The sequence below is a fragment of the Corynebacterium alimapuense genome, from assembly GCF_003716585.1.
In the GTDB taxonomy this organism is placed as follows: Bacteria; Actinomycetota; Actinomycetes; order Mycobacteriales; family Mycobacteriaceae; genus Corynebacterium; species Corynebacterium alimapuense.
The window spans coordinates 519271-532372 of the sequence record NZ_PTJO01000003.1 but is presented as its reverse complement, the minus strand read 5'-3'; the positions used below and the strand labels follow the sequence as shown (position 1 = coordinate 532372).

General features: G+C 57.1%; 10 protein-coding genes. All 10 read left to right on the top strand.

All coding sequences use genetic code 11. The features are described 5' to 3' along the window. Positions 1–371: 371 nt before the first annotated feature. Positions 372–806: a division/cell wall cluster transcriptional repressor MraZ gene (mraZ, locus tag C5L39_RS03850; protein ID WP_123047541.1), complete on the top strand. Its 435-nt coding sequence runs from the start codon at positions 372–374 to the stop codon at positions 804–806. Between the two features lie 215 nt (positions 807–1021). Beyond that, complete coding sequence (gene rsmH, locus C5L39_RS03845; RefSeq protein WP_425453847.1) at positions 1022–2032, top strand: 16S rRNA (cytosine(1402)-N(4))-methyltransferase RsmH; 1011 nt, start codon at positions 1022–1024, stop codon at positions 2030–2032. After that, on the top strand, positions 2029–2856 hold the full coding sequence (gene ftsL, locus C5L39_RS03840) for a cell division protein FtsL (RefSeq protein WP_123047539.1): 828 nt from the start codon (positions 2029–2031) through the stop codon (positions 2854–2856). The genes rsmH and ftsL overlap by 4 nt, the downstream gene beginning before the upstream one ends. 206 nt (positions 2857–3062) lie before the next feature. Then, the gene (locus tag C5L39_RS03835) at positions 3063–4913 is read left to right on the top strand and encodes a peptidoglycan D,D-transpeptidase FtsI family protein (protein ID WP_342767892.1); all 1851 of its coding nucleotides are present in this window, start codon (positions 3063–3065) and stop codon (positions 4911–4913) included. A 29-nt stretch (positions 4914–4942) separates the two neighbouring features. Further along, the gene (locus tag C5L39_RS03830; RefSeq protein WP_123047538.1) at positions 4943–6460 is read left to right on the top strand and encodes a UDP-N-acetylmuramoyl-L-alanyl-D-glutamate--2,6-diaminopimelate ligase; all 1518 of its coding nucleotides are present in this window, start codon (positions 4943–4945) and stop codon (positions 6458–6460) included. After that, entirely contained in the window at positions 6457–8001 is a 1545-nt protein-coding gene (locus tag C5L39_RS03825) for a UDP-N-acetylmuramoyl-tripeptide--D-alanyl-D-alanine ligase (protein ID WP_123047537.1), read from the top strand. The genes C5L39_RS03830 and C5L39_RS03825 overlap by 4 nt, the downstream gene beginning before the upstream one ends. A 12-nt stretch (positions 8002–8013) precedes the next feature. Then, positions 8014–9123, top strand: a complete 1110-nt coding sequence (mraY, locus tag C5L39_RS03820; RefSeq protein WP_123047536.1) for a phospho-N-acetylmuramoyl-pentapeptide-transferase — start codon at positions 8014–8016, stop codon at positions 9121–9123. Next, positions 9120–10532 (top strand): UDP-N-acetylmuramoyl-L-alanine--D-glutamate ligase, encoded by a 1413-nt coding sequence (gene murD, locus C5L39_RS03815; protein ID WP_123047535.1) that lies wholly within the window; start codon positions 9120–9122, stop codon positions 10530–10532. Before mraY ends, murD begins: the two co-directional genes overlap by 4 nt. Then, positions 10529–11959, top strand: coding sequence for a peptidoglycan glycosyltransferase FtsW (locus C5L39_RS03810; protein WP_245974868.1), 1431 nt, complete (start codon positions 10529–10531; stop codon positions 11957–11959). The genes murD and C5L39_RS03810 overlap by 4 nt, the downstream gene beginning before the upstream one ends. 3 nt (positions 11960–11962) lie before the next feature. Next, positions 11963–13060, top strand: a complete 1098-nt coding sequence (gene murG / locus C5L39_RS03805) for an undecaprenyldiphospho-muramoylpentapeptide beta-N-acetylglucosaminyltransferase (RefSeq protein WP_123047534.1) — start codon at positions 11963–11965, stop codon at positions 13058–13060. Positions 13061–13102 lie beyond the last annotated feature (42 nt).

Below are 13102 nucleotides of genomic sequence, written 5' to 3'. Positions count from 1 at the left end.
CCTTATGGGTTTCGGGGTGTCGCCCTGGAGCTGCCGGTCTCGAGAACTGCCAGGTTGTGGGGCATTTTCTGGTTGCGGGCAAGGGATCTTCCAAGTGAGAAAGCCCTAAAAGGGGATACCCATTGGCCTCAGTTGAGGCGTCAATAGGGTCAGTTTTGGAACCTCGTGGGATTTCCCTATATGTTCTTTGGTCCCTTTCACCTGCAAGGAGTAATGGCATTGATGAAAACGGGTGTTTTGGATCTTGTCGGTGGGGCAAAGTGGGGTATTGTGGGGCGCAGCGGTGGAGATGAGGGGTACTCGTGACCTTTTCTGAATCCATGGCGGGAATTACATCGACAATGTGATTGAGCCGAGGAAGGTGGCCCGGGATGTTTCTCGGTACCTACACTCCGAAACTTGATGACAAAGGTCGGCTGACACTCCCAGCTAAATTCCGTCAGGATTTGGCTGGTGGGTTGATGATCACGAAGGGGCAAGATCACAGTCTTGCGGTCTATCCCCGGGAAGAGTTCGCGGCTCGTGCCCGAAAGGCTGCGTCCGTGTCTCGTACGAATCCGAAGGCTCGCGCCTTCATTCGCAACTTGGCTGCAAGTGCGGATGAGCAACAGCCCGATGGGAGCGGAAGGATCACTTTGTCAGCTGGGCACCGTGAGTATGCAGGCCTGATCAAGGAATGCGTGGTAGTCGGGTCGGTGGATTTTCTGGAGATCTGGGATGCGCAATCCTGGGCCGCTTATCAGCAAGAAACGGAAGCTGCCTTCTCGGCGGCTGACGCAGATGATGTCCTCGGCGGACTGCTCTGATCCTCCCCGGCTACTGGCCGAGGAGACTACAGGGTCTGGCGGAGCGCGTGTACGGACTCTGCCCGAGGTGATGCTCTGGTGTACTTCCCCGACATCAGATGAACACATCGGGCAGGGCCCTGTACGCACCCCGCACCTTCCGGGTGCCTGAGCAAACCTGAAAATGATGAGCAGAAAAGTGGGGAGGGCACACCATGGCCGACCGGATCGACGATATGGGTTTCGATATCAAGGCTAACCATGGACACGTTCCCGTCCTGCGTAACCGCGTCACAGAGCTTCTTGCTCCGGCCGTTCTAGCGCTGGGAGATCGAGCTGTCGTGGTTGATGGCACGCTGGGCGCTGGCGGTCACAGCGAGCATTTTTTGCGTACCTTTCCTGAGGCAAAGATCATCGGCGTTGACCGAGATCCAGCCGCGTTGTCCGATGCCCAAGAGCGGCTAGCACCATTTGGTGATCGCTTCACAGGTCTCCTGAGCCGGTTCGATGGCATCGGAGAGGCCATCGCAGAAGGATCGGAGGACGTCTTTGAACTTGCCCGCACCAACGGGATCGCTGGCGCACTATTCGATCTAGGTGTCTCGTCTATGCAGCTAGACCAGGTCGAGCGTGGATTCGCCTATCGCACTGATGCGCCGTTGGACATGCGCATGGATCCCACCACTGGAATCACTGCCGCAGAGGTGCTCAATACCTATGACCACGGCAATCTAGCCCGGATTCTTAAGACCTACGGCGATGAGCGTTTTGCCGGGAAGATCGCTTCGGCGATCTTGCGCGAGCGGGAGAAAGAAGCGTTCACCACTTCGGGTCGTTTGGTCGAGCTGCTCTACGCCGCTATTCCGGCTGCTACTCGGCGCACCGGCGGGCATCCGGCAAAGCGTACGTTCCAAGCATTGCGCATCGAGGTTAACGCCGAGTTGGAAGCCCTTGAAAACGTGCTCCCAATTATTGCCGAAACATTGTCGGTGGGTGGGCGAGCAGTGTTCATGAGCTATCAGTCGCTCGAAGACCGAATCGTCAAGAGCGCCTTCGTGGAGATGACAAAATCCACCACCCCACCCGGTCTGCCGATGGATCTTCCTGGAACGGCCCCTCGCTTTAGCACCGTCACTCGTGGCGCGGAGAAAGCGACGGAAGCTGAGACAGCGGAGAACCCGCGGGCAGCTCCGGTGCGGGTGCGCGCCATCGAAAAGCTACCTGACCCAGAGGAAGTGCGACTGTGACCGCTCCCAATCGGAAGGAACGTCATTCAATGGGCGCCAGCCGGGATTTCACCACTGGAACTGAAACCGGCTCCCGTGGAGCCACCACACTGCTTGAGCCAGGTCGACGGCTACCACGCTCGCCACAGCCCGCGCCGCAGCCGGTTCGTGTTCCCGGGCAGGATCCGCACGCCCCACTACCTACTCGACGTCGTCCCTATCAGCGACGGCTTGGCTCGAACCAGGTCGTATCCGTTCGTGGCCGAAGGGTTTCTTCTCGAAAACAGACCACGTTGCTGGCCAAGCTTTCAGCGGTGGCGATTGTCCTTTTAGTGACTGGTGTAGCTGCGGCTATGTGGCTATCCGGAATCTCTACTCAGCAGACCTTTCAGATTCAGCAGCTCTCTTCCCAAGAACGACAGCTTTCTAATCAACTCGAGACCCTCAACCGTGACCTAGAAAGTGTCCGTTCCTCTGCTGATATTGCTCGCCGTGCAGGTGAGATGGGCATGGTTGTGCCGACACAGCCGGGCGTGTTGTCCGTGCAACCTGATGGTCAAGTCATCGAGGAGCTTGCTGCCGATACTGCGACTCAACCGATCATTGATGCCAATGGATCATCGGCTCAACCAAGTCAGTCGAACCAAGCATCCTCGGATCCCGCGGCGATTACTGAACTTGGAGATAACCTCGAGGCAGTTCCGCAAGATGGTCAAACCTTAACCAGCACTGACCCCGGTGTGGCGCCCTATGCACCGAATGTTCCGGTAGCTGAAGCCCCGGTAGCTGAAGCTCCGGTTGTTCCTGCCGAGGAGAATGCGCAGGTTGGTGAGAACGGGCAGTGACTCCAGTAAGTGGTGGAGACGATAGGCGCGAAGCGGGACGAGGAGACTCGTCCCGCCGTTCGTCCTCGCGCACCTATTCTGGTGCGCGCGCCGCTCGAACCCGGCAAGATGCGGAAGAAATCCGGGCGGCTCGTCCGACAGCTTCCAACCGGAAACGTCCCGGTCGCACCAACCCAAATATGGTTACCCTCCGTCGGATAAGGTTCATGATCATTGTTGTTGTGGTAGCCGTGATCATGCTTATTGTCCGACTGGCTTGGGTACAAGTGGTGTGGGGTCCAGACTTGGCCGCACAAGCTCAAGAACAGCGTGCACGCGTCTATGTTGATCCGGCTCGCCGAGGCGAGGTTGTAGACCGTGAAGGCAATCAGCTGGCCTTTACTATGCAAGCGCGTTCGCTGACGGTTTCTCCGCAGCTGCTGCGCGAAGAGCTCCGCCAGCAGCAGGACCTGCAGATGCGGATTGACGGTGAGCAAGAAGGACTCAGCGACGCCGAGATTGAAACTGAGCTCGACAGTCGGGTTGATGATGTGCTGGAAGAGATGTCGCAGGGCATTCCGGAAATGATTGAAGACTCTGGTGCCACAGCCGATGATGTGGAAGAAGAAGAGATCCTCGAAAAGCTCCATGCGGAGACTAGCTATGAGGTTTTGGTTCGTAACCTTGACCCAGACGTGGCGGTCGATATCTCGGCGGAGTATCACGGGATTGCCGCCGATCACCAGGACATTCGTCAATATCCGAATGGGGCGATCGGGGAGAACATCATCGGTCGAGTCTCGATGGACGGCCAAGGCCAATTCGGATTTGAGTCCTCTTCTGATGCTTTCCTTTCCGGAATCAATGGCCGTTCCACTGAAGACGTGTCCACTGATGGTCAGGTGATCCCCGGAACGCTGAGGGATGTAGTCCCGGCGGTAGATGGAGCGGCCGTCGAGCTCACGCTTGATCTGGACTTGCAGACCTACGTCCAGCAGTTACTAGAGCAGGCTAAGACCAACTCTCTTGCTCAATCTGCTGAAGCAGTAGTCCTCGACGTCGCTACGGGAGAAGTGCTGGCGATGGCCAACACCGACACCATTGATCCCAACGGGGATATCACTGGCCAGCTCGAGGAAGGAAAGAATTTTGAGAATCTGAGTATTTCGCATCCCTTCGAACCTGGATCCGTGGCCAAGATCATCACCGCAGCTGCCACCATCGAAGAAGGTTTGACGGACCCGGATGAAGTGCTTCAAGTCCCCGGGTCAATCAACATGGCGGGAGTAACTGTCGCGGATGCTTGGGAACATGGTGTGGTGCCTTATACCACCACCGGCGTGTTCGGTAAGTCCTCCAACGTAGGCACCCTCATGCTGGCTGACAGGTTGGGGGAGGAGACTTACTCTGAATATCTTGATCGCTTCGGTGTCGGCCAGACCACCGGGATTGAATTGCCCAATGAATCTGCGGGTCTACTTCCTCCGTTGGAACAATGGTCGGGCGGTACTTTCGCGAACCTGCCTATTGGTCAAGGTATGTCGATGACCACCTTGCAGATGGCTAGCATCTATCAGGCTCTGGCCAATGACGGTGAGCGAATTGAGCCACGCATTGTTGATCAGATCACCGGCGCCGATGGTTCGATCGAGGAGACCGATGAACCGGAGCACACTCAGGTAGTCAGCCCAGAAACCGCACGTACTACCATCGATATGTTCCGGGCTGTTACTCAATATGACCCCACTGGTGTGCAATCTGGTACCGGCTCTAGTGGTGCGATCCCTGGCTATCAGACCTCCGGAAAGACTGGTACGGCCCAAAAGGTCGACCCGGACACCGGAGCCTACTCGCAGAGCGACTACTGGATTACCTTCGCTGGCGTAGCACCTGCAGATGATCCACGATTTGTCGTTGCGGTCATGGTCGATGAACCCGTCCAAGGAGTGGAAGCAGGTGGAGCAGGTGGCCAATCTGCAGCTCCGATCTATCGGGATATCGCTTCCTGGCTACTCAATCGGGACAATATTCCAACGTCACCACCAATGGAGGACCAATTGATCCTCCAAGCCAACTAGCCCGTAATTTTTCTCAGGAGGAAAAGACCATGAACCAGCAGTCACCCACACTGTCTAAACTGGCGCATCTTTCCGGGGGAGAACTCCTCCACACAGACGGCCACGATCCCGTCATTACCTCGATCGGGTTGGATTCGGCCTCGTTGGAAGTCGGAGCGCTATTTGCTGCGGTTCCAGGAACGCGCAAGCATGGTGCAGAGTTTGCCGCAGCGACAGCAGCCGCGGCGATTCTCACTGACCGGGCAGGAAGAGAATTACTCGAGGCAGCAGATGAAAAACGTCCGGTGTTGGTGGTTGAAGATGTGCGTTCAGTCTTAGGTGAGATCTCGGCTGAGATCTACGGGCATCCCTCCCAAGATCTGACACTTATTGGTGTTACCGGCACCTCTGGAAAAACCACCACTAGCTACCTGCTGGAGGTGGGACTTATGGCCGCCGGCTACCACGTTGGTTTGATCGGAACCACCGGCACTCGGATCAATGGCCGTTCTGTTCCTACCAAGCTCACCACCCCTGAGGCTCCCACGTTGCAGGCATTGTTCGCCCGGATGCGTACCGAGGGAGTGACCCATGTGGTGATGGAAGTCTCTTCTCATGCGCTTTCGCTGGGGCGTGTCGACGGCACCAATTTCGATGTCGCTGGTTTCACGAACCTCTCCCAAGATCACCTCGATTTTCATCCCACCATGGAGGACTATTTCGAGGCCAAAGCAAAGTTCTTTGACCCGAAATTCTCGGTGGCAGCCGGCCACTCAGTCATCTGCGTAGATGATATTTGGGGCCAACAGATGGCAACGCGTGCGGCTAATCCGGTGACCGTGAGCACCACTGGGGTCCCCTCCGACGTCAGCGCTAGGCAGATCGAATTGGCACCAAGTGGTGCTCAAACAGTTGAGTTGGACCTGCCTGATAGAGATGAGCCGCTACGCTTTGTGCTGCCATTGCCGGGAGATTTCAACATCGCTAACGCGGCGCTGGCCACTGCCCTGGCGTGGAGCGTTGACGTACCAACCGAACGCTTCGTTGCTGGTCTCTCAAAGGTTGCGGTCCCCGGCCGAATGGAGCGTATCGACGCCGGCCAGGACTTCCTTGCTGTCGTCGATTATGCGCATAAGCCGGCTGCTGTCGCAGCCGTCCTAGACACCCTCAAAGACCAGATCAGTGGCCGTCTGGGCGTGATTATTGGCGCTGGCGGTGACCGAGATCCTGGCAAACGCCCGATCATGGGAGCTGAGGCTGCCCGGCGCGCTGACCTGGTGATCATCACCGATGACAACCCTCGCAGTGAGGTCCCAGAGACCATCCGGGCCGCAGTGCTAGCGGGTGCCAAAAAGGCAGCTACTGACGCCGAGATTCTAGAGATTGGTGATCGAGCGGCGGCCATCGAGGCGCTCGTTGCTTGGGCTAAACCTGGAGACGGGATTATTGTTGCTGGTAAAGGCCATGAGGTTGGTCAGCTAATCGCTGGAGTTGACCACCACTTCGATGACCGTGAGCAACTACGCCGGGCACTAGATGACCGGATTCTCAAGGAGGGGGAGCAATGATCGCATTGACGCTTGCCGAGATTGCTGAGATCACTGGAGGAGTCCTCCATGATGGAGCAGACCCTGAGGCCATTGTGAGCAGTTTCGTGGAGTTTGATTCCCGAAAGATCACTGCTGGTGGACTATTTTTGGCGCTACCAGGTGCCCGGGTCGACGGCCACGACTACGCGAACACCGCGATGGCGGCAGGAGCTGTTGCCGTATTGGCTGCTCGTCCGGTGGGAGTGCCCGCGATCGTCGTCACGCCGAATGGGCGGGGTGATTCCACCTCTGAGGTGTATGCCCATGACGAGGATGGATCTGCCAAGGCAGTGGTCGACGCGCTCTCTGCGCTGGCACATGCAGTGGTAACTAAGTTGGTCCACGACAGCGGGCTCACCGTCGTAGGGATCACCGGGTCAGCGGGAAAGACCTCCACCAAGGATTTTGTCGCTTCGGTCCTGCGCCAAGCAGGAGACACTGTGGCGCCGCCAGGATCTTTCAATAATGAAGTCGGACTTCCTTATACTGCCCTCCGCTGCGATTCTGACACCCGCTTCCTCGTCGCTGAGATGTCTGCGCGAGGCATCGGGCATATTGCGCACCTAGCGGAGATCACGCCACCGCGCATCGGAGCTGTGCTTAACGTTGGGTCCGCGCATCTTGGTGAGTTCGGTTCTCGGGACAATATTGCTCGAGCCAAAGGAGAGCTCGTTGAGGCGCTGCCAGCTGGAAACGAAGGCGGAGTGGCTGTGCTTAACCTCGATGACCCCTTCGTCGCAGCGATGTCCTCGCGTACCCGCGCGCGGGTGCTGACCTACTCCGCGACGACCCCGCCAAGCTCTGGTGCGGATCTGTGGGCCAGCAACGTAGTTCTCGATGATGTTGCTAGGGCCTCGTTCACGCTGAACTCTCGTTCTGATTCCGCGCAGGTCACCCTGCAGGTATTCGGCGAGCACCAAGTTTCTAACTCTCTGGCGGCTGCCGCTATTGGTTTGGAAGCGGGGCTGAGCTTGCAACAAGTCGCGGAAGGACTCCAAAACCACAAGAGTGCCTCCGCCCACCGGATGGATGTTCGCACTGGTGTCGACGGAGTCACCGTTATCAATGACTCATACAACGCTAATCCGGACTCTATGCGTGCTGGAATCGCAGCTTTGGCTTATACCGTTTCGGCTCGTCCGCATGCCCGTGCGATAGCGGTACTCGGTGAGATGAACGAGCTCGGTCCGGATGCAGCAGGGTCGCATCGGGCACTTGGTGAAGAACTCGATCGCTACCGAGTCGGCTACCTGGTTGCGGTGGGGGATAGCCCAAATACCCGGGCAATGGCAGAGGAAGCTCGTGCTCGGGGTATAAATACGGAGATTGCAGCAGACGTAGATGAGGCGGTGAGCCTGGTTGAGAGTGTGCTGCGAACCTGCCCGGCAGAATACAATGCCAACGGTAATCCCGGAGACGTTGTGCTGGTTAAGGCTTCGAATTCACTTGGTCTGTGGCGGGTGGCAGAAGGCCTGCTCACCAGCCGGTATCACCACGAGGAAAAGACAAAGGGTATTTAGGGGCGCATTGACGTGACACAGATCATTATCGCAGGAATCGTGAGTTTCCTCGTCGCAATCTTCACCACTCCATTGCTGATTCGACGCTTTTCCGCAGAGGGCATTGGCCAAGAGATCCGCGAGGACGGCCCACAATCGCACCTGCGTAAGCGCGGCACCCCGACCATGGGCGGAATCGCGATTATCGCGGGCATCGTGGTCGGCTATGTTGTGGCAGCTCTCTACAGCCTGGCCACAGGCTCTGGTGGGTTTACGGTATCCGGACTATTGGTCTTAGGCTTGACTCTTGGCCTCGGCGCGCTGGGTTTTGCTGACGATTTCATCAAGCTCTACTTGGGCCGCAACTTGGGCTTGAACAAAACCGCCAAGTTGGGCGGGCAGCTAGTTCTAGCGATCATTTTCGGACTCTTGATCTTGCTATTCCCGGATGAGGACGGCCTGACCCCAGCCTCGACTCACCTGTCCTTCATCCGAGACATCGATACTTTTGACATTGCCATCGGTGGTGGGGTGCTGGGCATCCTGCTGTTTTTGGTGTTCATCTATATTCTTATCGCCGCGTGGTCGAATGCAGTCAACCTCACCGATGGTCTTGACGGCCTAGCCGCTGGCTCCACCGCCTTTGTCATGGGTGCCTACTCCATCATCACCTTTTGGCAGTTCCGAAATTCCTGTTCCGAGTTCGTGGCACCGGGTTGTTACTCCGTCCGTGATCCGCTAGATCTCTCGGTACTTGCCGCTGCTGGTCTCGGAGCCAGCTTGGGCTTTTTGTGGTGGAATGCAGCACCGGCGAAGATTTTCATGGGAGACACTGGTTCCCTGGCATTGGGTGGTTTGGTCGCCGGGCTATCGGTAGCTTCGCGTACCGAATTGCTCATGGTGATCATCGGCGCCTTGTTCGTCATCGAGGCTGCTTCCGTGGTCATCCAGGTTGTGGTTTTCCGAACTACGGGGCGCAGATTCTTCCGCATGGCGCCTTTCCATCATCATTTCGAAAACGGTGGATGGCCCGAAACCACTGTTGTTGTTCGCTTCTGGCTGATCACCGCGATGGCAGTGATGCTGGGAGTATCCGTCTTCTACGCTGAGTGGCTCAGTGCCACAGGAGTGAGTTTGAGATGACCCAGAATCTCCCCGCTGAATTGACTGGCTCTGTCCTGATCGCTGGAGCCGGGGTCTCTGGGCGGGGATGCGCCCGCCTGCTCAACGATCTGGGTGTGCAGACGATCGTTGCTGACGATAATCCTGCTTCTTTGCAGCAGGTCTCCGAGGAAACCGGCGCCACGGTCCGAGGTATTTCAGTAGCTCAGGCCAGAGAAAGCCTGCAGGAATATTCTCTCGTTGTTACTTCTCCCGGCTGGCGCCCGGATAGCCCTTTGCTTATCGACGCCGCCGTCCATACCGAAGTCATCGGAGACGTCGAACTGGCCTATCGGCTTGACCAAGCAGGAGTATTCGGTCCTCCGCGAACCTGGCTGGTAGTCACCGGAACTAACGGCAAGACCACCACTACGGCAATGCTCGCAGCGATGATGGACAAGTGTGGCAGTGATACCGGTCGGCGTGCCCTTGCTGTCGGAAATATCGGTGTGGCAGTCGCTGATGCACTGGTCGACCCTCATCGAGTCGACATTCTGGTTGCTGAGCTTTCTAGCTTCCAACTCCATTGGTCTAGCGAACTTACTCCTGACGCTGGGGTGTTGCTCAACTTAGCCGAGGATCATATCGACTGGCATGGCAGCTTTGCGGACTATGCAGCAGCTAAAGCCAAGGTCCTTAACGGCTCGGTGGCCGTCGCCGGAATCGATGACCCGCACGTACGAGACATCGTCGCTGCCCTGGATCGTGACGGACTTATTGGTTTTAGCCTTGGCGAACCTGCGCGCGGAGAGTTTGGTGTCATAGGCGCTCAGCTAGTCGACTATCTGGGCACGGAACCCGTCGAGCTGGCAGATGCTCGAAGCATCGAACCCGCAGGCCCCGCAGGGATCCTCGATGCGTTGGCCGCTGCGGCCATTGCGCGTAGTCAAGGTGCCCAACCTGAACATATTGCTTCGGCGCTAGCAGAGTTCCGGGTTGCTAGACACCGCGGTCAGGTCGTAGCCAACGACAATGGTGTTCAGTGGATTGACAATTCTAAAGCTACTAATCCTCATGCCACTGAGGCCGCTCTAGCTGGACTCGAGAGCGTCATCTGGTTGGCTGGCGGACAGCTCAAGGGTGCCGATATCAGCGAGCTGATCCGAGATCATGTGCACCGTTTTAAAGCCGTGGGCCTGCTGGGAAAGGACGCCGAGCTCATCGCGCAAGCTTTGAAGAACCTTGCCCCAGAGACTCCGGTGTTTATTACCCAGCTCAGCGATCCAGAAGCAGCCGTCGATTCCTTGGTTGGCTGGGCTGGCGAACTGGCTGAAGCAGGAGACACCGTCTTGCTGGCTCCAGCCGCAGCTTCGCTAGATATGTTCAGTGGAATGGCCCAACGCGGTGACCTCTTCGCCGCGGCCGCCCAAAGACAGGTGACATCGTCATGAGCGCACCGACTCAAAACCAACAGGACAAGGCCCCGGCGACTGGGCGGGTCGGACGAAGTCTGGCGACCTGGAACCAGTGGATGGATTCGCATCCAGGCATCGACTATTTCATGATTCGTTCGGTGGTATTCCTGATCACCGGGATCGGGATAGTCATGGTCTTGTCCTCGTCGATGACTTGGTCAATTCTCGATGGAGATACCGTCTGGTCACAAGCAATGCACCAGGGGACCATGGTGATTGTCGGTTTAGTAGCCTTCATCGTCGCCCTGCGAATGAAGCCGACCTTGATCCGAACACTTGCTCCTTGGCTACTGGGTATTGCTCTGGTTTTGTTGGTGTTAGTGCTTATTCCCGGCATTGGTACCGGACGTGCTGAGGTCGGCTCCCAGTCGTGGATCGTGGTAGGCCCACTTCGCCTACAGCCCTCCGAAGTCGCAAAAGTCGCTATCGCTATCTGGGGAGCGAGCTTTCTTTCCCCTCCTGCCAATGAGCTTCCGAGTCTGCATAAAAGGCTAAGGATCTACGCAATTGTCGCCATAGTGATGGCTGGTCTCATCGCTTTGGAAGGCGATATTGGTATGGCGATGTCCTTTGCCGTGCTCGTCATATTTACGCTGTTTTTCGCGGGAAGCAGCATCCGCTCCTTCCTTAGTGCTATCGCAGTCGTGGCAGTCGGACTGGTAGGTCTGCTCTTAGCTGGTGGTTTCCGATCCAGCCGCTTCATCGTCTACTTCGATGCCTTCTTTGGTCGTTTTGAAGACACTCAAGGCACAGCTTTTCAGTCGTATCAGGGATTTCTATCTTTGGCGGATGGTTCTACTTTCGGCGTCGGACTGGGACAATCCCGAGCGAAATGGTTCTATCTTCCGGAGGCCAAAAACGACTTCATTTTCGCAGTCATCGGTGAAGAACTAGGACTCTGGGGAGGCATCCTGGTCATCGGCCTTTTCGGCCTATTGGGCTATTTCGGCCTGCGTACCGCGCTGCGTGCCCAAGATCGTTTCCAATCTCTCATGGCGGCTACTCTCACCGCCAGCGTGGTGTCCCAAGCCTTCATCAACATTGGCTATGTCATTGGTTTACTTCCGGTCACGGGTATTCAGCTGCCGATGATCTCCGCTGGTGGTACCTCGGCGATTATTACCCTCGGATCCATGGGACTGTTGGCCAATATCGCCAGGCATGAGCCGGAAGCCATCTCCGCTACCCAATCCTATGGACGGCCGCTTTTTGATCGACTGTTGTTGATGCCAGAGCCTGGTGCGCCAGCTTCGACGGATTCCTATAGTCGCCCGCGGGAGCGCTTCGGTGCACCTGTGACTGGTAGCGTCAAAGAAGAAACTCGGAATGATCGGCGTCGTCAAGACCCACCTTCGCGGCGTGAGCGTCGTTCATCCCCATCCCCCTATGACAGGAGACGCTAGATCATGAGCGCACGAAGCGACCAACTGAGTGTCGTCGTCGCTGGTGGCGGAACCGCCGGCCATATCGAACCCGCTTTGGCTGTCGCCGAATCACTCGTCGAGCGTCACGGCGCACGAGTAACTGCGCTGGGATCTCGCCGAGGTCTTGAACGTGACCTAGTACCCGAGCGAGGTTTCGACCTAAGATTCATCGATCCAGTCCCGGTGCCGCGCCGTCTCAATCTTGATTTGCTGAAGCTTCCCTGGCGCATAGCTGTTGCTGTGCACCAGGCTCGGAAGATCCTCACTGAAGTGAAAGCCGATGCGCTCATCGGTTTCGGCGGATATGTCTCTGCGCCGGCCTATCTAGCAGCCCGTACCTTGGGTATTCCCTTCCTCGTCCATGAAGCCAACGCGAAAGCCGGTATGGCTAATAAGTTGGGCACTAGGTTGGGCGGGATCGGCTATAACGCCGTCCCCGGTTCAGGTATTCCCGGTCGAGTGGTGGGGATTCCAGTGCGCTCGGGTCTGCGTGAAGGCGACTCGGCGGAAGCTATTGCGCGGGCGCGAAAGCTATGGGACCTAGACCCAGAACGCAAAACCTTGTTGGTCACTGGTGGTTCGCAGGGCGCGGTCAGTATTAATAAAGCAGTCGCGGGGGCAGTAGATAAGCTCACCGATACTGTTGGTATCCAGATCCTGCATGCTTATGGCAAACGCAACACTGCTCCTACTGAGCATGCTCACTATCTACCACATCCCTATATCGGAGACATGGCCGCAGCCTATGCGGTTGCAGACCTTATTGTCTGTCGATCGGGTGCGATGACCGTCGCGGAAGTAACTGCTTCAGGGCTACCTGCCGTTTATGTCCCGTTGCCTCATGGCAATGGAGAACAAGCGCTCAACGCCACCGAGGTGGTTGAGATTGGGGCCGCCCGAATCATCGATGACGCCGATTTAACCTCAGAACGACTGATCGAGGAAGTCACCCAGATATTGGGAGATGACAAGCAGCTGGTAGCGATGAAGGCTGCTGCTCATGGGCACGCTGCAGGCGACACCGCTGGTCTGCTCGCGGATGCGCTCGCAGCTGTGGCGGCTGACAACAGCAAAGAATAGCTAAACTTTCTACCTACTCCACTTACAATCACATCAGGAGGC

Coding starts and splice junctions, on each gene's coding strand:
- mraZ (WP_123047541.1), top strand. CDS start 372: ATGTTTCTCGGTACCTACACTCCGAAACTTGATGACAAAGGTCGGCTG.
- rsmH (WP_425453847.1), top strand. CDS start 1,022: ATGGGTTTCGATATCAAGGCTAACCATGGACACGTTCCCGTCCTGCGT.
- C5L39_RS03835 (WP_342767892.1), top strand. CDS start 3,063: ATGATCATTGTTGTTGTGGTAGCCGTGATCATGCTTATTGTCCGACTG.
- C5L39_RS03830 (WP_123047538.1), top strand. CDS start 4,943: ATGAACCAGCAGTCACCCACACTGTCTAAACTGGCGCATCTTTCCGGG.
- C5L39_RS03825 (WP_123047537.1), top strand. CDS start 6,457: ATGATCGCATTGACGCTTGCCGAGATTGCTGAGATCACTGGAGGAGTC.
- murD (WP_123047535.1), top strand. CDS start 9,120: ATGACCCAGAATCTCCCCGCTGAATTGACTGGCTCTGTCCTGATCGCT.
- C5L39_RS03810 (WP_245974868.1), top strand. CDS start 10,529: ATGAGCGCACCGACTCAAAACCAACAGGACAAGGCCCCGGCGACTGGG.
- murG (WP_123047534.1), top strand. CDS start 11,963: ATGAGCGCACGAAGCGACCAACTGAGTGTCGTCGTCGCTGGTGGCGGA.